Below are 19,777 nucleotides of genomic sequence, written 5' to 3' on the forward strand. Positions count from 1 at the left end.
TTCTGTGGTCTCGGAGCATAAGATTTCAATCCACGCTCCCACGAGAGGAGCGACCGTCCTTGTTCGGAGTGGTTTAAGACTTTCTCGGTATTTCAATCCACGCTCCCACGAGAGGAGCGACGGACTGCTGTATTTTAAGCCGGCCTGGTGCAGTAAATTTCAATCCACGCTCCCACGAGAGGAGCGACAGTACTTGCCGTAACAATCGGCATCAAGGTATTCAAATTTCAATCCACGCTCCCACGAGAGGAGCGACAGCAATATTGCACAAAAAATTTGTTTATTTTTATACAATACCGACAATAAATATATAATAAGATAAATAACAAGTAAAACCAAAAACCTATTATTCATTTTATTGTACAAATTTACAAGTAATTTCAGGTGCGAGACAACCGGTACATTCATGTTTACTTATCTTTCGCACCACATTTTATAATATCAATGTCTGATCAGCAGGAATCCCACGGTCAACACCAACATGTTCTATCTTCGTCTGATAACGATTTCCTAAATAATAGAATCTGAGACTATCCACATCTTTATCAATAAGATCCGTTAATATGGCCTTTAGCATCACACATTGAGCATTATCTAGTATACATTCAAACACAGAATTCTGAACTCTTCGCCCATAATTTACACATTGTTTAGCTACTTTTCTCAACCTGGTTTTTCCTTCAGCAGTTTCAGTATTCACATCATATGTAATCAATACAAGCACGCCATCACCTCATTTCCATAAAAATACAGGGTACTCATCCAAATCTCCCCTTAAATATCTTGCCAACAGCATTGCCTGTACAAATGGAACCATTCCCCATTCCACCTTTTCATTAAGATATGGGTGTGTAATAATCTCCTTTTTCTTGTTTTGCCATTCTGATAGTAATTTTTTACGAATATCTGTATCCATCAATACAGCACCGTTTTCTTTTTTTGTAAAACTCTTGCCATTTACAATCTTTTTATTAATCAATGATAAAACAAATCTATCAGCCATGACTGCTCGCAATTCTTCTATAAGATCTAATGAAAGTGATACTCTACCGGGACGTTCCGTGTGCATGTAACCAACATAGGGATCTAACCCTACAACCTCTAGCGCTGATGTAATTTGAGTTGTAAGCAATGTATACGTAAACGACAACATTGCATTTACATTATCAAGAGGCGGACGCCGATTTCTCCCTTGAAAGAAAAAATCTTTCTTTTGTTGTAAAATCAACTCATCAAATACGCCAAAATATATACTTGCTGCTTCACCTTCATATCCTCTTAACTGATTCATAGACTGTGAATTTTGGATATAATCAAGAAATTCTTTCAGTTTTATAGATGCTTTTTTTACCTTATCCACATCTATCTGCATTGAATGATCTCTAATTGCTCTTTCTAGAACCCATCTTGAATTATACACTTTTCCAAGAATACAGTTTTTTGCGATTTCCAGGCACTTTATATCTTCACTACTGCTTTGGAATTGTTGTTTCCTTAGCACGACATTCCCCTTAACTTTGCCTGAAACTCTTGCAAGAAATTTTCCCTGTGGTGTCAGATAACAAAGAGAAATATTTCTATCCGCACAAGCTCCCATTAATGCCGGACTTGTTCCTCTATATCCAAATGAAATTATTGCTTCGAGATTGTGTAAAGGTAATCTGCCTATTTCATTTTTATCATCATATACAACAACATTTTCTCCATCCAACCCCAGATAACTATTTTCCGATGTAACATACAATGTATTCAATAATTTCTTCATAACGTTTCCCCCAGCATCTTATTGATATACGATTTCACCGAACCACTTTTATCAATCTTTGGCATACAAATATCTTTTAAAGAGCAAGATACACACCTTTTCGACGTTTTGACCTTAGGTGTATAATTTCGATCATAATAATCATGCATTTCTCCAAATATTTTTTTCACTTCATCCCGAAGTTCATCTGTAAACACTATCGGTTTGCGTCTTCTTGTCTCACCATAAAATATAGCACCCTCCGTTATTTTTGTTGAAAACATTTCTTCCAGACACATAGCCTGCGCTATTAACTGAAGTTCATCTTCGTTTGACTCTTTGGGTTTCCCCTTTTTGTACTCAATTGGATATAATGAATATGTTCCACGATGTCCATAGAGCTTCACTCCATCTTCACATTTGTGAAATTCAACAATATCACACTCCCCACTCACACCCATGCTTCTTGAGGATACAGGAAGATCTCTGACAACCAGAATATCTTTTCTCTTTTCTGTCAGATATGGATCATGCGCTTTTTTATGCATAAGTTCGCCAATAACAGTATGTTCATTTTCAGCCCACTGCTGCTCAACATGAATAAGCGCCCATTGTCTTCTGCAAAATTTAAAATGCTGTATTCCAGAAATCATCAGATAATCATCTTGAGAATATTCCATTAAATCATCCTTTTCACTTCTACCGTATCCGGTATCTCATCATCATTAATAGTAACTGTATAATCCTGATATTTTCTTGGATATTGTATATCATCATTTTTCTGTACTTTAACTGCATCAAATAATTTATAAGCAGGACAGTCACCAAGCTCTTTACTATGTTTAAAAACAATAAGCTCACGAACTGCCATCTTTCCTCTTGCAGCAGAATGGTCATTTTCAAACATATTTATTACTGCATCCCATAACAATTCTAGATCCTCCTCAGAAAATCCAGTAACTTTTCTTGCAAGATTTGCTGAAATATAACCTTCTACACGATACAAGCCATATGGAACAATACTCTTTCTTCCCATCTCGTTACTCTTATTCTCAGCATCTTTTTCTGTTGTAATGGCAACTCTCGTAATAGTTACCTCCTGACTAATAACAGGATCAATACTTCTTGCAAATCCAAGCTGTACAGGACCTCTTACCTGCCCACAATTCAATGAAGCTTTAACAAAAGTTGTCATTACAGCACCAAATGCACGAATATCATAAAAATTTCTGCACATATAATCCCTTAATTTTATATCTGCATCCTTATCTGACTTTTTTAGTTTTTTTAATGCTTCTGTAACCTTTTTATCTTCATCATCATTTATACCAAGACTTTTGCATGCCTCCCTGTCACTTCTGTTAAGAGGAACATTCTCCTTGATATAAATTTTATATCCATCTTCGTCCTCCTTCACAGTTTCTATGTAATTTCGGATCTTACGTTTTAAACATACATCAGTTACAATTCCTAAGCCACTTTCCGGATCAATTCTTGGCATATTGCCAGCATCAGGATCCCCGTTAGGATTTCCATTTTCCACATCAAATAAAACAACAAACTCATATCTGTTTTTAATAACCTCTCCCATTTATTTGTTCTCCTTTTTTTCATACTTCTTTTGTGTCTGATGATAATATCCCAACATGAATTTTCCTTGTTCTTCTAAAGACAAACTCCGTGGAAATAATACTAATTTTTCCATAAGGTTTCCTATTATTTTTTCATAAAAAATCTTAGAACCGCTACCTTTTTCACGCTCAAGTTTTTTTATATGACTATTTTCTAATTTAAATAAAATTGGAAAAACAGATGCAGGCGTAGCACATGCTGAATTAAAATACCTGTCTTTAATTGTAGCATTTATTCCCTGATTCGCCTCCTTTTGGATTGACTCCAAGACTGAAAATAATCTTCCCAATACGTATGCAGTGTCATTGCATGTTTCTTCTAATCCCATGTAGTTTTCTCCTTCCTTCCATGAATAATTTTTTATTAAATAAGCCTTGATAATTGAAGCTCGTCCCCATGTAACATTTCCCTGCTCAGATCGTATTCTGATAACAGTGTCTGTATAAAGACTTGCAGGATATCTGTTTCCCGATAAAATACTTTGAAGTACCATTGCAGACATATTAGGGATTGGAGTCTTATCCTTTGAATTAGGATTGACAGTCTCTCTTAACAATTCATATACGCTCAGATATTTCTTTTCCACCCACAATGGTTTCACAATATCCAACCGTTTATAATGTTCTTTTATATTTTTTAAAATATCACCAAATGTGTTTTGATAAAAGAAACGAACAGATAACCTCGCAGCATTCGGTGCAAGGCATAAAATATAAAATGACTGCTCAAAGTCCATCTTAACATTATCTACATCCACATATCTTGATTTTTTCAAGCTGTCAAATATTCTTTGAAGCTGTTCCTCATTATCTACATGAGGATTCATAACAAAACTAAATGTTTTCTGATATTCTTCCATGCCATTTTCAGCCCAATAAACCACCATGGAATCACCTAATTGAAATATCTTATCCCTATTACTCAACAAATAATTCAATGCAGTTGTATATGCAAACTCCGCATTTTTTCCTACAGGTGCATTATAGCTCTGTTCCTTGCCATAAGATTCAAATGCCGGTGCATTAAACGAAACCAAAGCAGCTCCACTTGTCTGTGCTCCTGGAACACCTTTTATTCCACGATGAATTCTTGCTATCTCCGTTTTTTCACCAGTTGCAAGACAAATACCATCATTGGTATTTTCTGTCTGATGTACAACATAGTTGTCCCAAATTTTTTTAATTGTATCATTATCCTGTGCGAAATCATTTCCCATACAAAAGATGACATTACCACCCTCATTTAATTCATCTGATTTTTCTCTCACACATGCATTATCATAAGCCGTCTCTGGATCCCATAAATTAAAAAAATTACAAATTGCATTTGCCATAGGCTCATCAACATTCTTTAACAACGCTAAATGTTTTTCCTTCGCTGCCTGAAAACACTCCTGCACCCTTGCATTTGTTCCATTTTGATCAATCCCTAGCATGTATTTTACATTATCACAGAGAAAATTAGCTGCCACGCCCGATGAACGTGTAACCATTTCAGGAACACTCTTCGCAACCGGAAGAAAAACCTTCTTTTTTCCACTAGTCTGTTCTGTTTTTAGTGGATAAATTTCTTTGATTTTCCCATTAGGATTTAAATCTATTGCATAAGAAACCTTGGCCTGACACCAGCCTCTCTTCGGCACCAGATTATTCTCTGCAAGATTCTCATATTCTTTCACTAATGCCTGTAAGATCATCTTATCACCTCACAGTCCCTTAAATCTATTACTCCACGCTTCATCACTGCTCTAAAAAACATTGGACTGATATTGCCTCTTTCACAATCACTATAATCCATATCATATAGCATAAATCCCAAATCTTTCTCCGGAATATTATCATAAAATGTATGTATATCTTTCTCTTCACAAAGGCAAAAATTTGCCGGAAACTCACGACAGCCAAAATATGGCATATGATGACATTCCCCACGCTTAAGTCTTCTCATCATAATATCCTTAAATTTCCCGGGATTATCTGTATTATTTGCTTTTTCCGTCATCTCAAAATGTGCCTCTATAACATAAGACACATCCTTCAAAATAAGAGATGCCCTCTGTACAATATCATCCTTTGTACTTATGTACAAAGGCTTATCCGCACCATTATATACCTGTAATATATTATTTGCGGAAGCTTTACTTTTTATCTCATTTCTTCTGACACTGGTAAATCTGATTGGATTTTTCACATAGATTTTATCAATCACCCAACTCAATCCCGGATGCCAATATATCGCCTCAAGTATTCCCCTTGCTGCCGATGGAGTCATAACATCATATGAGCATCTCTCAACCTTCATTTCCGGTCGTGAGAATAATGCATAATCTCCCCATACCTTAACTCTTACACCTACTCCCATTTACAGGACATCTCCTTCCTCATAACAAGCTGCAATGTAGTCTCGTGGCTGATAATAAAAATCGGTATTATAATTTGATATCTTGTCACTTATCCACGAATGATACACTTTCCATATACCATGAAGTATCTCATCATCACTAAAACAATCCTCTATCAATCTCTCATATACTTCGCCAATATCCCAGTAATCCGGAATCCTATATTTACAATCATGTATATTATCATAATTTCCATTATTCATACTGCATTCCGTAATAAACTCATCTGCAACTTTTTCAATTGGTTCGCAATGGAGAATATCTGCATATTTATATATACGTTTAATCCGTTCTTTTGTCAGTAAATCAACCACCTCATAACGTTTCCTTTTAATCTGCCTGCCAATATATTCAATCAGACTGCATGTATAGAATAGATTATTATTATTTTTAACCGCCATAAACAACCTCATTTCCAACATATCTCAAAGTACTAAGCGCACTTACCGTATGAAAACTTATTTGATGAGTCGGATGATTAAACTTCGCCAGTTCCCAAAAAGCTGCTCTGCTTATCTTTCCATCAATATAATTCTGTATATAATTATATATTGTATCATCAGCCATAGGTCCTTCAACAATATCATACGAGTGCGCTATTCCTCTTCTGCAATCAACAATAAAATCAAGCCATTCTTCTGTCATTTTTTCAAATACAAGATACTTAAGCTTTGAATTTTCAGTATATTCATATTTATTCAAATAGCCTCGCGTTCCATATCTCGTTGCCCATCTCACTGCCTGCTCTGGCATCTGTGTGCAATAAAACCCAAAATAAAAATCCTTGTTATAACGAGCTGTTCTAATTTCAGGAAATTCTACTATTTCTTTACTTCCATGATATAAAATCATCACCCTACTCCTTTATCTAATTTATTTCACGTACATTATCTTCTTATGTTTTAAATAATACTACTTCAAACATTACTAATCAACACTTTTCAATTTTTATTTAAAATTTTATTGAAATAATTCAATTCATATTGTACAATTACATTTGTCAGGCTAATCCTGTGGATTGAAATAATAATATTTTTAATAATGCAAATAAATGGCTGTGTTTATAATTCACACAGCCATTTAAATTACAGATATAAATCCATTCCAGATTCCACAGACAAATTTAATCCCTTGTCATCTGTATACATTTCTTCATCTACCAATTCATAAAAATTCTCTATATCCGATGTTATTTCCTTAATTATACCAGCACCATACAAAGTATCAAAAAGCTGATTATATATCTGAACACAGTACTGGGATGCCTTTCTCATTCTGGCTTTTCCATAACCCTGATTTTTTATTTCAAATAATAAATCCTTAGCTTCCTGCTCTATCGGAATAAATACAATTCTTGTATTTTCCTCAATCAAATGAAATTTTTCTGATACCGTCTCAAAATTATATTTCCAATCCTTGAATTCGCCTATAATATTCTTTTTATCCAAATCATTTTCTCTAAAATGATATAGCCTTTTGAAATATTCTGTAATGCATTCAAGATTAGAAATATCATGATAATCTTGCAATAACCCTTTAGTGATTGAGCTTTGCAGACTTTGTCCCGGCACTGTTTTCATTCCATTTATATCAAAAATATAAACTTTACTGTTTTCTTTTTTCTCAATTCCTTCTCGGTTGCATCTACCTGCTGCCTGTATTACCGAATCTACTCCTGCTACTTGACGATATACTGAATTAAAATCAAGATCTACTCCCGCCTCTACCAAACTTGTTGAAATAAGCACACATGATTTTGATTTATCACTCATTCTTTCTTTAATCTGTGCAAGTATCTTTTTACGATGCTTAGGATACATACTTGTTGATAAATGATACACACCATCACCACTTAACTGTTCGTAAAGCTGCTGTGCACATTTTTTTGTATTAACAATACACAGTGCTCTTTTTTCAGTCTTCAATCTTTCAATTAAAGTATCAAATTCGATTATCCCAAGATTTTCGTATATAACTCTTTTAAAAAATTTAAACTGCTCATTTATATTCGGGCATAATTCAATATACCGTCTGTGTTGATCAAATATACTGTCTAAGGCCGGTTGTGTTGCCGTACATAAAACAATACTTGTCCTATAGAAATCCATTAAATTTTCCATCATGGCAATGCATGGTTTCAAATATTCCAATGGCAACATTTGTGCCTCATCAAATATAACCACAGAATTCGCAATATTATGAATTTTCCTACACTTAGATGACCTGCTTGCGAATAATGATTCAAAAAATTGAACATTAGTCGTGACAATTACAGGTTTATCCCAGTTTTCGCTGGCAAGCTGCATCGGTTTTAATTCTTCAGAATCCCCATAATCGACATTACAATGATTCTCAAGAACATTATCCTGCCCAAGTATTTCACGAAACACCTGAGCATTCTGTTCTATAATGCTAGTATATGGAATAACATATATAATATGCTCCATTTGATGCCTGACTGCATGCTTTAACGCAAATGCCAATGAGGCAATTGTTTTTCCACCACCTGTTGGAACAGTCAGGTGAAACAATCCCCTATCATTCTCACCTGCTATCAGACAGGCTTTTAATATCTCAGTTCTTCTACCGTTTATCGAATTAAGATCATCATTTTCTAACCATGAACCAATATGTCTTTCCAGTCTTGCTAATAAAGATGCCATTTCTTCACCCGATGTTCGTTCCACATGGTTATTCTTCATAAAACTTTCTGTTTCAAGAAAGTCCGCATCAACAAGACATGAATATAACATCCTCATAAAAATCCCCATTGAAAAATGAGGATTTTGTGTTTTACAGCTCTCAAAAGGATCACTTTTTATTTGTGGAATTTCTACCTCCTGTCTATATGCCTGATAATCACATATTGATTTTCTATATCGTTCTTCAAGCTTATAGTAATCCATTAGTCCAGAATGATGTCCTGCAATAGCATATTGTAATATAGAATAATATCCACCTTTTTCATTACATAATCTCATTCCAGCAGTAGAATGGTCTACTCTGTCATTCGTATTAAACTGTATTTTATGTTGAAATTCTTTGGAATACTTACCTAGATCATGTAACATACCTATGCAATATCCCCACTCATATTTTCCAAATGATTCTGCAAATTTTCCGGCTAATTTGGCAGTTCCATCCAAATGATCAATAAGCCTTTGCTTTCTTTCTTCTTCTATATGCGCAATATATTCCATTTATATCACCAGATTCATCTTTACACTCCCACAATCTCATCAATCATCCTAAGCTCTTCCTCAGAGAAGCCTGTGCCCTCCATAACCTTTAAGTTTTCAAGAATCTGCTGTGGCTTTGAGGCGCCGACAAGCACGCTTGTCACGTCATCATCCTTTACCACCCACTTAAGAGCCATCTGTGCTAGTGTCTCACCACGTTTTGCGGCTATATCGTTTAGCTTCTTAATCTGCTCGATGTGTGGAGTGAGCTTTTCCTGATTTAAAAAGCGGCCGTCTGTCTTTATACGGCTATCCTCCGGAATACCGTTTATGTAACGGTCTGTGAGCATGCCCTGTGCGAGCGGGCTGAAGGAGATGATGCCCTTTTGACACTCTCTTGCTGCCTGCTTCAAGCCGTTTTGCTCTATTGTACGGTTGAAGATATTGTATGAATTCTGGTTGATGATAAACGGACATTTCAAATCAGTAAGAATCTCGCAGGCTCTCTTCATGGTCTCGCCGTCATAATTTGACAGTCCGACATAGAGTGCTTTTCCGCTTTTTACTATCTGGTCGAGTGCTCCCATTGTTTCCTCAAGCGGTGTCTCAGGGTCCATTCTGTGATGATAGAAAATATCCACATAGTCGAGTCCCATTCTCTTAAGGCTCTGATCAAGGCTTGCAATCAGATACTTGCGGCTGCCCCAGTTGCCGTATGGTCCCTTCCACATATCATAGCCTGCCTTTGAGCTGATGATGAGCTCATCGCGGTATGCTGACAGATGCTCCTTCAGGATAAGCCCGAAGTGCTTCTCTGCGCTGCCGTATTCAGGACCATAGTTGTTTGCCAGGTCAAAGTGAGTGATGCCATGGTCAAAGGCTGTGAAGCACATCTGCTTCATGTTGTCATACGATGAAAAATCACCGAAATTGTGCCATAGACCAAGCGATACAACAGGAAGCTTAAGTCCGCTCCTGCCGCATCTGTTATATCTCATTGTGTCGTATCTCTTTTCGTCTGCTGTGTACATATTTACCTCCCGCATAAATACATGATATTTTACCCGATAAATTATTATACTACAGCAGACTTGATTTTTCTATTGTTAAATAAAATCCTCCGTCAGCTTTCCATGCTTCTCATAATTTGTCACACGCGCTATCTTGTTTTCATCATCCACAAACACAACCTTCGGATGATGCTCCTTTGCTTCCTCCGGTGTCATCTGCGCATAGCACATGAGTATCACATGGTCACCGACTGCAACCTGTCTGGCGGCTGCGCCGTTTAAGCATATCATGCCTGAGCCCGGCTCTCCGGCGATGGTGTAGGTCTCGAATCTGTTTCCGTTTTCCACATCGACAATCTGTACCATCTCATACTCCAAGATGCCTGCTGCCTCAAGCAGCTTTGTATCTACAGTGATGCTTCCCACGTAGTTTAAGTCAGCCTGCTTGACCACCGCTCTGTGTATTTTGCCCTTAAGCATTGTATAATTCATTGTTTGTACCTCTTTTCAATAATCGTTTCTTGTCCGTCTACGCAATAAAATTGTCAATCAGCCTTGTCTTTCCGATATAGACAGCAATTGCCACGAGTGTTGTTCCCTTAATCTCATCAACCGGTGTAATTGTTTCAAAATCAACCACATCTACATAATCAATTCTTGCAAGCGGCTCCTTGTTTATCTCTGCTGTGATTGCATCCTTTATCGCTTTTGCACTCTTTTCGCCATCCTCTACGAGCTGCTTTCCGATTTTTAAGCTTCTGCTCAGTACAAGCGCTGCCTGTCTTTCATCCTCACTTAAATATGTGTTTCTTGAGCTCTTTGCCAGTCCATCCTCCTCACGGATGATTGGGCAGCCGATGATTTCTGTGTCAACATTTAAATCCTTTACCATACGCTTTATGACCGCAAGCTGCTGTGCATCCTTCTGTCCAAAGTATGCACGGTCAGGTGTCACAATGTGAAACAGCTTCAGGACAACTGTCTGCACACCTCTAAAATGGATAGGTCTTGTTTTTCCACAAAGCTCAGTTGTGAGGCCATTCATATCCACATATGAGCAGAAGCCGTCTGCATACATCTCCTCAGGCTCAGGATGGAAAATAATGTCAACGCCCGCATCCTCACAAAGCTTTGCATCCCTGTTTAAATCACGTGGATAGCTGTCTAAATCCTCTGCAGGGCCAAACTGCATTGGATTTACAAAAATACTCACTACAACCTTGTCATTCTCGCGTCTTGCCGCATCGATTAAGCTCTTGTGTCCCTCGTGGAGGTATCCCATTGTAGGTACAAAGCCAACGCTTTTGCCCTCTTTTTTCCATGCCTTTACTGCTTCTCTTACCTGTTCGATTTGTCCGTATATTAACATTTTATGTCTCCTTATTCTTTTATTTTTCGTAGCTATTTTTTGTAAATATTCTTCAATACTATTTTCGATACTAATACAGCTTGTCAATTATTGTCTCATCCATCTTAAAGGTATGCTCCTCACCAGGGAAGCTTCCCTCCTCAACAGCCTTTTTGTAGGCTGTGAACGCCTCATTCATTTCTTTTCCGACCTGTGCAAACTGCTTTACAAATTTCGGCTTCATGTTTGCATACATGGCAAGCATATCCTGATATACGAGCACCTGGCCGTCGCAGTCTGCTCCCGCTCCGATACCGATTGTAGGTATGCTTATGCTCTCTGTGATTTTTTTGGCAAGTGCCTTTGGCACGCACTCGAGCACTACTGCAAATGCTCCTGCCGCCTCAACTGCACGGGCATCGTCAAGAAGCTTCTGTGCTGCCTCTTCACCCTTTCCCTGCACCTTGAAGCCGCCAAATGCATTTACTGACTGTGGTGTAAGCCCTAAATGTGCACATACCGGAATTGATGCATCCACGATAGCCTTTATCTGTGGACATACCTCCTTGCCACCCTCGAGCTTGACTGCCTGCGCATGGCCTTCCTTCACGAGTCGTCCTGCATTGACCACAGCATCATAAACCGATGTCTGATATGACATAAAAGGCATATCTGTGATGAGCAGCGTATCCTTTATGCCTCTTGAAACAGCTGCGCTGTGATGAATCATATCCTCCATAGTCACTGAAAGTGTATCCTCATAGCCAAGCACCACCATGCCGAGAGAATCTCCTACTAAAATTGCATTGATTCCGGCCTCATCTATGAGCTTTGCTGTCGAATAATCATATGCTGTGAGCATCGTGAGCTTCTCGCCCTTTTCCTTTGCCTGTTTAAAAGTTACTACTGTATTTTTCATTGTCCAATCCCTCTGTCTTTCTGCAACAATCCGTTTCTTGTAACTACTTGGAACCATTCACGGTATTGTCAGCCTCTTAGCAATTCCATCATCTGAGTGTAATCCTTATCAGGATTCTTTTTTTCAGCAATATTTACTAGTTTTGTACCAAGCATTTTGTACAATCTGACATCATCGCTATCGTCATTTTGCATACATGCGATGTGCTTTTTCACTGTTTCAATATCGTTTCTCTCGATTGGCCCGGTCAGTGCGCCGTCACAGCCTGCTTCGAGTACGTTTTCGATATTGCGCATCACAAGCTGGCCTGTAGCTCTTACAGCCTCAGCCCTTGTAAAGCCGCAGTCCTCCAAAAGAGAATAGCCCATGTCAAGGACAGCAATCACCTGATTGCTCAAAATACTAGCCGCTGCATGGTATTTTGCCTTTTTAGCGCCATCAATGCGGCATACCTCATTTCCAATAGAACAAAACAGCCCGGATATTGCTTCAACCGCAGCATCCTGCCCTTCCACTGTGAAAAATGCTTTATTTAATTGCTCATATGATGAAAATTTGTTACTGAACGGTAACATTGGATGAATTGAACAGCATGATACGCTCATGCTCTCCCTTCCGGAAAATGAATCGGATGATAATGCGCCACTGCAATGACATATAATCTGATTCGTTAGAGACAGCTCTTTTAATTGTTCCCAAACCGGTATAATAAATGAATCCGGTGTGGTGATAAATATAATCTGTGATTGATCCGCCAGTTGCTTTAGCGAATCAAAGCTCTCTGTCCTTGTAAACTCCGCAGCCTCCTTAGCCGCCGCAGAATCCACGTCATAATAGCCTGCAAGCTCTATGTCCTTTGTCCTTAGGTATTTACCTATAGAACAGCCCACTCTGCCTGCGCCGATTATGCCTATTTTCATGCTACCACCTTCTTTCCAAGCCGGTCAGACCATTCCTTATCTCGCAGCTGATATAATCTCCGCCATGTGCCGTATGGCAGCGGTCGATTTACCCTGTGCGCGCCTGTCACTTTGCTGTCTGCTTCATATCTGCTACAGCAATGTGCTTTTGGCTTCCTTGTGTCTGCCGGATATGCTCTGTCATAAGGTGACAACACATCCTCCATGATACAGTTTCCTTCGAATACCGTTCGAAGAAAACTATACCACATTGACTATTATTTAACAATCCCTATTTTACCTCAGTCATTTTGATATACTCATACTGCGGCTTGAAATTCTCTCTGTCACAGAGCTCATAGTAATGCATAAAGATTCTCTCCATGACATTTGGAATCTGATTTTCCTGTGGCTCAAATAGTATGATAAGATACTGCATTGAGCTGTAGCGCGTGCAGACATCCACCTTTCTGATCTTACTGCGGATAGACTGTTCCATGCAGTCAAGTGCCTTCTCAATTTCCTCGATATCTGCAAGCTGCTCCGGCAGAGTGTTCATAGTCACCATGACCAGATAGCAGTTGTGGTTGTGCCTATCTCCTACATTGTTCACGAACTCATAGATTCTTGCAAACTCTCTGTAGTTTAAATCCAACGCACCTGTATAGCTGCCACTCTCCTTTAAAAGCTTTGCCACGTTTCGTAAATCCGCACTCAGATTTGTATTCTCCTTATTGTCAGCTAAGAGCTGCTCATAGAAGAAATATGAACCCTTACAGTTCTGCTTCACATAGTAGAGCGCCTTATCTGCCTTTGTGTAGTCACTTTCAAACATGGCTCCCTTTGTCGTCATGCACAGTCCTGCTGAAAGAGCGGCCTCCTTTATCTCACAGTCTGCTTCCCTGGCGCTCTCGAAGCCCTCAAATATGCGCTTTATAACACTCTCCACGCTTGCCCTGTCAGAATATGGCATAAAGATGAGGAACTCGTCACCTCCAAGCCTGCAGGCTGCAAAGGTCTCATTCTCAGTCTCTTTAGCAAGGAGATTACCTATAAGCTTAAGTGCCCTGTCACCCGCCTTGTGACCATGCACATCATTGACTTTTTTGAGATTATCCATATCTATGAAGGCAAGACAGCCATCATTATCCTGCATCAGGGCTGCTATTACCTGCTGTCCACGACTTCGCATGTAAAGTCCTGTCAGATAATCAACACTATCGGCTTTTTCCTGACTGCTCATGGTCTTCATGACCTCAGATATGAATTTGTCTGCCACTGACTCGATAGCCGCATTATCACGGTAGCCCTGAGCCGCAGGATTATCCTCATCAATCACAACCATGCCATTGTCAAGCATATCAACAAACATACGCGATATCTGCGGGTCAAACTGCGTGCCGCAGTTATCCAAAAGCTCCCTTCGGATTTCTTCATCGGGCAGTGCATTCCTGTAAATCCTGCGCGATTTCATGGCATCATAGCTGTCTGCCACACACACTATACGGGCAGAAAGCGGTATTTCCTCTCCCACCAGTCCGTCAGGATAGCCCTTTCCATCGTAGCGCTCATGATGATTCCTTGCAATATCCACCAGATGGTCTAACAGTGTGATATCCTTTAAGATATCTGCGCCCATCACAGTATGGCTCTTTATGGCTGCAAACTCTTCATCGGTCAGCCTGGTCGGCTTATTTAATATTGTATCAGGCACGCCAATCTTTCCGATATCATGCAGATATGCAGCATTTCTAAGATTCTCCATCTCATGCTCACTCCAGCCAAGCTGCTTTGCAATGAGAGCAGAGTACTCTGCCACCCTGTATGAGTGCCCTCTCATATAATCATCCTTTGCTTCTATTGTAGCAGCGAGTGTCTTCATCATCTGAAGGGAAACTCTCTCTGTCTGATTTCTAAGCCTGTCACTTTCTTCCTTCTGGCGCTTGTATTCTATCTCGCTGATTCTTTTTATTGTGACTATTATATTGACAAACAAAATCACAATAAGGCCTGTTCCGATAAAGAAGCCTGACATAGTGACAACAAAGTACACAGAAGCAGCCTCTATAAGCACCAGAACAAGTGCTATAATCATGGCAACCATCTCAGGTCTGTAGCCCAATGTCCTATGCTTAATTATATCAATGATAAACGTTGTGATAACGACCGCGCAGCAGACAGCAAGCATTCCCTGTCCTGCCGGCAGAGTCTCTATATAATCGCACACACCAAAAAGCTGCAAAGCTGTGCAGACAATGAAATTCACAGCCGCAAGTGCCTCTATGCATGTATACACTCTTGTATAACGCCCACCCTGTATGCTGTCAATATAAATCGAAACAGCAATAGGACTAATCAGAATAACCACAAAGCACATAGCCGCCAAAACAGATGCATTCGGCACCAGCATCTGACGCAGCTTCGATTCACCAAGCATCCATATTGCCCCAAGAAGCATACACCAGCCTACATACTCCATGTCAAAATGTGTCTTGTATACAATACTGAGTGCTATACTGAACATAACAGACACTACAGCAGCAAAAAAAATGAAAAATGCTATAATCGTCTCTCTTGAGCTATTATGAAATATATTTGTCCATATATCGCTCTTTTCTCCACAGTATACTGTATTTACAACGCCTGAATAGTTGGATGCATGGCTTGTCAGCTCAATGCGCAGCTCTTTGCCGGCATCATCCTCCGACATATTGCAAAATACATATCTGCTCGCGGAATCCTTGCCGAAGGGTCTCGTGTCCTTTGTATCATACTCTGCTCTCAGACTGCCATCCACGTAAAATCTGACTGTCTGAAGTGATGCTCTGATTGCCATGACACTTGCATTGAAATCATCAGGCAGAACAGTAGTTATGACCATCGTATCCCCCGGCTTAACATCGTACCTGCCGGGTACTTCAATAGCCTCCCTTTCACCATCGGACTTCTCCCATGTAAAGCTGCCCTCGTAGGTGATATTATTATCACTTACAGACTGGCTTCTCTCACTCGGTAATATGCACTCGGCAATTATAAATCCAACAATCAAAAAGGCCATCATTAAATAAAACAATGACCTCTTTGTCCTACTCACGCTGTATCTATCCATCACTTATCCTATTCCGCAAACATAAGGTCTGCTTTATAATAGTCAGGTTTTCTAATGTCGCAGATGGGAATTCAGACACACTATGCAGTCTGCTGTTCAACCATGGTGTTGATTTCCTTGCTGATTTTGTTTACATACATCATGATTGCTACACCTGCAGCAAAAATCACTACCGTGACAATAATTCCAACTGCTGAAAAGCACAGCTGGCTTAAGTATCCTATAAACGGAGTCTTTGCGATAACCTGCCCTTTAACTACCTTATATGATACACCATTTCCATCACGAAGTGCAATCTCTTTTGCAGAAGAATCATTAGAATCCACATAGTATGAATCTACCCTTCTGCCTGATGAATCAGCTGATTCGATGGCTACTATATTGCCATCCTTATAAGAGGCCTCGTCAATAGTCTTTAAATATACCACGCTGCCGTTCTTTGAAATATTTCCTGTATGGTCTGTGCCCGAAAGATATGTATGATAGCCAAATATCGGTGGAAGCACAACCGGAAGCACTGTAAGAAGTGCCACGATCACAAGCACATAGCCCAGTATTGTAAGCCCTGTCCTTTTACCCTTTTTCTCGTCTACTGTCTGATTGTTGTTAGTGTTTTTACTCATATTAAGCTCCTTTCTGTTCATAAACCCTGTATTACTACAAATGGAGTATTTCCATGTAGTCTGTTGCATCAGCCGCTACAGCAGCCTTTTTCTGCATGGCAAGCGCCTCATCAATGAGATGCGGCATAGCCAGTGTCAGGTTGAGGGCCTCCGCCATATCAGCGTACTCGCTCTCCTTAAATGTATTCGTGTCTGCGGTGTAATATGCGTTGTGCATGGTCTCCTCATAGCCCACTATAAGCATGTTGTTTAAGAAAGCTCTGTGAACTGCATCCACTATCTCACCCTCGTGATTGATATCGAGGTAGAAATCACACTTCTCAAAAAGACTATCCAGTACGGACATCTTCACATTAGGGTAGAGTGACACATTGTCATACTGCCCTGCCGACATAAGCTTCGACGACATCTCTGTGATGGCCGCCACATGAAAATGCATCTGCGGCATGAGTGACGCAAGCTCTGTCAGATGACCTACATTCTCTGAATTGGTACATACGAGTATGTGCGGCCTGTGCTTATTTTCCCTGACAAAGCTGTAGATATATCCAAGCTGCTTCACCTTATCGGAAGGAGCGCCAAGTGCTATAAGCCTGTCGTAGGACTCCCTGCGCGATACAAATACGCGCTTTGCCCTCGTTCCCTGATCATGCAGTATAATCTGCATATTGCCGGGTATCTCATCTCCCACCGGCTCGTGCCAGAAGAGTGCGTCGCGAAAGCCGTTTGGCGCAAGCGCCTGTGATGCAAAAAACGGATATGACAGCGAGTTGAAATAAACCGCTGTATCCTCCAGCCCTGCGCACCTGATGAAAAACGCTATAAAGTCTGTCTTACTTCTGAAAATCCAGTCCTTATCCTGCCATCTGACGAGTATATCACCTGTGACAAAGTTTTCCACTATCATCTCCCTGCCCGTCACATCAAAAAACTTCCTGAGTGCCTTCTGTCCCTTTTTATTAAAAACCGTGTGACAGAAGATCGCGCCATACCTGTTATAATGCTCTGAAAGCCTGACCTGACCGGCATCATCAAGCCAGTCAACAATCTTAACCTGCCGCCTGTGCGTAGGCTCCGTGAAAAATATCCTCGCTCGCTCCCTGGTGCGGTCCATGACCTTCGCAGATGAATTATCGCCCTCTATGCGCCAGTAATCAGGAATCTGTATCTGGTTGAAATACAGCGGCTTACCCGGTAAGCTGTCAGCCTCCCGGTAATCGCCTAAGAAAAATCCATACACGCTCATCACATCATCCGGCAGGAAACCGTCATCCTCAATGGCTGCTGCATGAAAGGCAGCACCGGCATTCTTAAATGACTCAAGGAGATTCTTGCTCTCGCCCGAAAATGTATCAAAGAGCAGTGTGATACCATCTGCCGTGTGTGTTACTTCAACAGCTCTATCCATCTGTGAACCACCTCCTTAGTCAGATATTCTTTGGCCTTCTCATATGAATGTCCTGAAAATGCATCCATGTCATCCTCTGTAAACATCCTCACTATACGCTCAGAAAGAAGCTTTATCTTCTCCTTCTGATCCATCTCATCGGTGATTGGAATTTTGTAGCCGTTTTGCCCATCATCGATAAAGGTCTGGTTGCCATACCTCACATCAAAGCCCACTATAGGAAGCCCTGAGCCTATGGCCTCCATGAGTGTGAGCCCGAAGCCCTCACTCTGTGAAGCTGCCACATACGCATCATAGTGCTTGTATACATCATCTAATTTCTGTTGTCCCATCAAATGCACATAATCGGCACAGCCCAGCCTGCCGATAAGTCCCTTAAGCTTCGCCTCATCGCCACCCTTGCCATATATGTCAAGCGAAATGTCAGGCACGCTTTCTTTTGCTTTCACAACGGCCTCCACCAACCAGTCACAGTGCTTCTCAGTCGCAAGACGCGACGCAGTGATGAGCGAGTGCCTCTTTCTCGGCTCATCCGGATACTTAAGCTCATCCAGACTGCCCACCGGAATAGTCACCACTTGAGGCTCTTTTCCACAATACTTCTTGAACTGCTGCCTCATAAGCTCATTCTGCGCATCTGTCGCTGTGATGTAGAAATCTATGTGCTCAGTCTGTGAAAACGAATACTCATAATAGTTGTTCCACAGTATGTAATCATCATCCGTGCCGCCCTCGCTGAAATGGTCCGCATGCACCACTATTCCTACGCGCGCCGGTCCACAGTTTTCGAGGATTGCCTGGCCTATGCCTGTCGTCCTGTCGATGATCACCACATCATCAGCCGTTAAGTTAAGCCTCTTTACCATATAGCCGACCAGGTCAGCCTTGGTATAAAGCACCTGCGCTCCAATCCTGTAAAAGGTGCTGTCATCCTCTATGACCTCCTCGTAGCACACTGAGCCATCCTCATTGAAAAATGTCCTGCCGTACAGATGAGCCTTGCCGTCAAGCGGAGCATAGTACTCGCTGAAGGTCCTGCAATAAGTGTAATAATCCTTCCTGATCAGGCATCCGTTTGAAACAATCTCGACTCTGTGCACTAGATCACTTGTATCATCAACCATGTAGCAGGTGTAGAACCTGCCGCTCTCCTTAAACTGATACCTGCACGTCTTGCCCTCTCTGGAAAAGGTATAATCCTCCTCTGCCATCGAAGCCTCAAGCTGCTTTAGAGTAAAGGTGACAGGCGATGTCCTCACATCTGTAAAAAATGTGTATAGCCATATCACTTCCTCATCCAAAAAGCCGATATTTCTTGTCATGTGCTCTATATTTTCTGTTGGAAACATATCTGTGAAAACAAACCTTGCCGGAATGTGCGCCCTGCGGAGCAGATTAGCCCTGTAGCTCTGTGCGTACTCCACACCGCTTGAAGCCCAGCCTATTCCGAGATTGAAGTTATATACCATATGATTCTCCTCGTATCTGTCAAACTATTTATATTA

19 protein-coding genes and 1 CRISPR repeat array (1 of these 20 running past the window's edge) are annotated in these 19,777 nt (G+C 40.5%); all 19 genes read right to left on the reverse strand.

Annotated features, from left to right (window positions below; translation table 11 throughout):
- Positions 1–256: direct repeats of the CRISPR family, unit length 32 nt; unit sequence ATTTCAATCCACGCTCCCACGAGAGGAGCGAC; it begins 1,364 nt to the left of the window's first position.
- A gap of 177 nt (positions 257–433) precedes the next feature.
- A complete protein-coding gene (gene cas2 / locus EUBREC_RS11210) occupies positions 434–724 on the reverse strand; it encodes a CRISPR-associated endonuclease Cas2 (protein WP_012743313.1) in 291 nt (96 codons plus the stop codon).
- A gap of 9 nt (positions 725–733) precedes the next feature.
- Positions 734–1,765 carry a type I-C CRISPR-associated endonuclease Cas1c gene (gene cas1c / locus EUBREC_RS11215; RefSeq protein ID WP_012743314.1) on the reverse strand — a complete coding sequence of 344 codons (1,032 nt, stop codon included), beginning with the start codon at positions 1,763–1,765 and terminating at the stop codon, positions 734–736.
- Entirely contained in the window at positions 1,762–2,424 is a 663-nt protein-coding gene (gene cas4 / locus EUBREC_RS11220; RefSeq protein ID WP_012743315.1) for a CRISPR-associated protein Cas4, read from the reverse strand. Before cas4 ends, cas1c begins: the two co-directional genes overlap by 4 nt.
- Positions 2,424–3,335, reverse strand: coding sequence for a type I-C CRISPR-associated protein Cas7/Csd2 (gene cas7c / locus EUBREC_RS11225; protein ID WP_012743316.1), 912 nt, complete (start codon positions 3,333–3,335; stop codon positions 2,424–2,426). The genes cas4 and cas7c overlap by 1 nt, the downstream gene beginning before the upstream one ends.
- Positions 3,336–5,072: a type I-C CRISPR-associated protein Cas8c/Csd1 gene (cas8c, locus tag EUBREC_RS11230; protein ID WP_012743317.1), complete on the reverse strand. Its 1,737-nt coding sequence runs from the start codon at positions 5,070–5,072 to the stop codon at positions 3,336–3,338.
- Positions 5,069–5,737: a type I-C CRISPR-associated protein Cas5c gene (gene cas5c / locus EUBREC_RS11235; RefSeq protein ID WP_012743318.1), complete on the reverse strand. Its 669-nt coding sequence runs from the start codon at positions 5,735–5,737 to the stop codon at positions 5,069–5,071. The genes cas8c and cas5c overlap by 4 nt, the downstream gene beginning before the upstream one ends.
- On the reverse strand, positions 5,738–6,178 hold the full coding sequence (locus EUBREC_RS11240) for a hypothetical protein (protein ID WP_012743319.1): 441 nt from the start codon (positions 6,176–6,178) through the stop codon (positions 5,738–5,740).
- Positions 6,168–6,629 (reverse strand): DUF3990 domain-containing protein, encoded by a 462-nt coding sequence (locus EUBREC_RS11245; RefSeq protein ID WP_012743320.1) that lies wholly within the window; start codon positions 6,627–6,629, stop codon positions 6,168–6,170. The genes EUBREC_RS11240 and EUBREC_RS11245 overlap by 11 nt, the downstream gene beginning before the upstream one ends.
- A 233-nt stretch (positions 6,630–6,862) precedes the next feature.
- Positions 6,863–8,977 carry a CRISPR-associated helicase/endonuclease Cas3 gene (locus EUBREC_RS11250; RefSeq protein ID WP_012743321.1) on the reverse strand — a complete coding sequence of 705 codons (2,115 nt, stop codon included), beginning with the start codon at positions 8,975–8,977 and terminating at the stop codon, positions 6,863–6,865.
- 20 nt (positions 8,978–8,997) lie between these two features.
- Entirely contained in the window at positions 8,998–9,987 is a 990-nt protein-coding gene (locus EUBREC_RS11255) for an aldo/keto reductase (protein WP_015568209.1), read from the reverse strand.
- Between the two features lie 75 nt (positions 9,988–10,062).
- Positions 10,063–10,458, reverse strand: coding sequence for an aspartate 1-decarboxylase (gene panD, locus EUBREC_RS11260; RefSeq protein ID WP_012743323.1), 396 nt, complete (start codon positions 10,456–10,458; stop codon positions 10,063–10,065).
- Between the two features lie 37 nt (positions 10,459–10,495).
- Complete coding sequence (gene panC / locus EUBREC_RS11265) at positions 10,496–11,335, reverse strand: pantoate--beta-alanine ligase (protein WP_015517324.1); 840 nt, start codon at positions 11,333–11,335, stop codon at positions 10,496–10,498.
- Positions 11,336–11,405: 70 nt separating this feature from the next.
- Positions 11,406–12,233 (reverse strand): 3-methyl-2-oxobutanoate hydroxymethyltransferase, encoded by an 828-nt coding sequence (panB, locus tag EUBREC_RS11270; protein ID WP_041254165.1) that lies wholly within the window; start codon positions 12,231–12,233, stop codon positions 11,406–11,408.
- Between the two features lie 68 nt (positions 12,234–12,301).
- Positions 12,302–13,153 (reverse strand): Rossmann-like and DUF2520 domain-containing protein, encoded by an 852-nt coding sequence (locus tag EUBREC_RS11275; RefSeq protein ID WP_012743326.1) that lies wholly within the window; start codon positions 13,151–13,153, stop codon positions 12,302–12,304.
- Entirely contained in the window at positions 13,150–13,359 is a 210-nt protein-coding gene (locus EUBREC_RS11280) for a hypothetical protein (protein ID WP_015517322.1), read from the reverse strand. Before EUBREC_RS11280 ends, EUBREC_RS11275 begins: the two co-directional genes overlap by 4 nt.
- Positions 13,360–13,424: 65 nt before the next feature.
- Complete coding sequence (locus tag EUBREC_RS11285; RefSeq protein ID WP_306718516.1) at positions 13,425–16,241, reverse strand: HD domain-containing phosphohydrolase; 2,817 nt, start codon at positions 16,239–16,241, stop codon at positions 13,425–13,427.
- Positions 16,242–16,321: 80 nt separating this feature from the next.
- Positions 16,322–16,864: a hypothetical protein gene (locus EUBREC_RS11290; RefSeq protein WP_015517320.1), complete on the reverse strand. Its 543-nt coding sequence runs from the start codon at positions 16,862–16,864 to the stop codon at positions 16,322–16,324.
- Between the two features lie 34 nt (positions 16,865–16,898).
- Positions 16,899–18,272, reverse strand: coding sequence for an accessory Sec system glycosylation chaperone GtfB (gtfB, locus tag EUBREC_RS11295; RefSeq protein ID WP_012743330.1), 1,374 nt, complete (start codon positions 18,270–18,272; stop codon positions 16,899–16,901).
- Positions 18,251–19,741 carry an accessory Sec system glycosyltransferase GtfA gene (gene gtfA, locus EUBREC_RS11300; RefSeq protein ID WP_012743331.1) on the reverse strand — a complete coding sequence of 497 codons (1,491 nt, stop codon included), beginning with the start codon at positions 19,739–19,741 and terminating at the stop codon, positions 18,251–18,253. Before gtfA ends, gtfB begins: the two co-directional genes overlap by 22 nt.
- Positions 19,742–19,777: the final 36 nt, after the last annotated feature.

Origin of the sequence: Agathobacter rectalis ATCC 33656, assembly GCF_000020605.1 — a bacterium.
Classification (GTDB): Bacteria; Bacillota; Clostridia; order Lachnospirales; family Lachnospiraceae; genus Roseburia; species Roseburia rectalis.

Excerpts from the sequence above, each read along its gene's own strand:
- cas1c (WP_012743314.1), bottom strand. The coding sequence starts at position 1,765 with ATGAAGAAATTATTGAATACATTGTATGTTACATCGGAAAATAGTTAT.
- cas4 (WP_012743315.1), bottom strand. The coding sequence starts at position 2,424 with ATGGAATATTCTCAAGATGATTATCTGATGATTTCTGGAATACAGCAT.
- cas7c (WP_012743316.1), bottom strand. The coding sequence starts at position 3,335 with ATGGGAGAGGTTATTAAAAACAGATATGAGTTTGTTGTTTTATTTGAT.
- cas8c (WP_012743317.1), bottom strand. The coding sequence starts at position 5,072 with ATGATCTTACAGGCATTAGTGAAAGAATATGAGAATCTTGCAGAGAAT.
- cas5c (WP_012743318.1), bottom strand. The coding sequence starts at position 5,737 with ATGGGAGTAGGTGTAAGAGTTAAGGTATGGGGAGATTATGCATTATTC.
- EUBREC_RS11240 (WP_012743319.1), bottom strand. The coding sequence starts at position 6,178 with ATGGCGGTTAAAAATAATAATAATCTATTCTATACATGCAGTCTGATT.
- EUBREC_RS11245 (WP_012743320.1), bottom strand. The coding sequence starts at position 6,629 with ATGATTTTATATCATGGAAGTAAAGAAATAGTAGAATTTCCTGAAATT.
- EUBREC_RS11250 (WP_012743321.1), bottom strand. The coding sequence starts at position 8,977 with ATGGAATATATTGCGCATATAGAAGAAGAAAGAAAGCAAAGGCTTATT.
- EUBREC_RS11255 (WP_015568209.1), bottom strand. The coding sequence starts at position 9,987 with ATGTACACAGCAGACGAAAAGAGATACGACACAATGAGATATAACAGA.
- panD (WP_012743323.1), bottom strand. The coding sequence starts at position 10,458 with ATGAATTATACAATGCTTAAGGGCAAAATACACAGAGCGGTGGTCAAG.
- panC (WP_015517324.1), bottom strand. The coding sequence starts at position 11,335 with ATGTTAATATACGGACAAATCGAACAGGTAAGAGAAGCAGTAAAGGCA.
- panB (WP_041254165.1), bottom strand. The coding sequence starts at position 12,233 with ATGAAAAATACAGTAGTAACTTTTAAACAGGCAAAGGAAAAGGGCGAG.
- EUBREC_RS11275 (WP_012743326.1), bottom strand. The coding sequence starts at position 13,153 with ATGAAAATAGGCATAATCGGCGCAGGCAGAGTGGGCTGTTCTATAGGT.
- EUBREC_RS11280 (WP_015517322.1), bottom strand. The coding sequence starts at position 13,359 with ATGGAGGATGTGTTGTCACCTTATGACAGAGCATATCCGGCAGACACA.
- EUBREC_RS11285 (WP_306718516.1), bottom strand. The coding sequence starts at position 16,241 with ATGGATAGATACAGCGTGAGTAGGACAAAGAGGTCATTGTTTTATTTA.
- EUBREC_RS11290 (WP_015517320.1), bottom strand. The coding sequence starts at position 16,864 with ATGAGTAAAAACACTAACAACAATCAGACAGTAGACGAGAAAAAGGGT.
- gtfB (WP_012743330.1), bottom strand. The coding sequence starts at position 18,272 with ATGGATAGAGCTGTTGAAGTAACACACACGGCAGATGGTATCACACTG.
- gtfA (WP_012743331.1), bottom strand. The coding sequence starts at position 19,741 with ATGGTATATAACTTCAATCTCGGAATAGGCTGGGCTTCAAGCGGTGTG.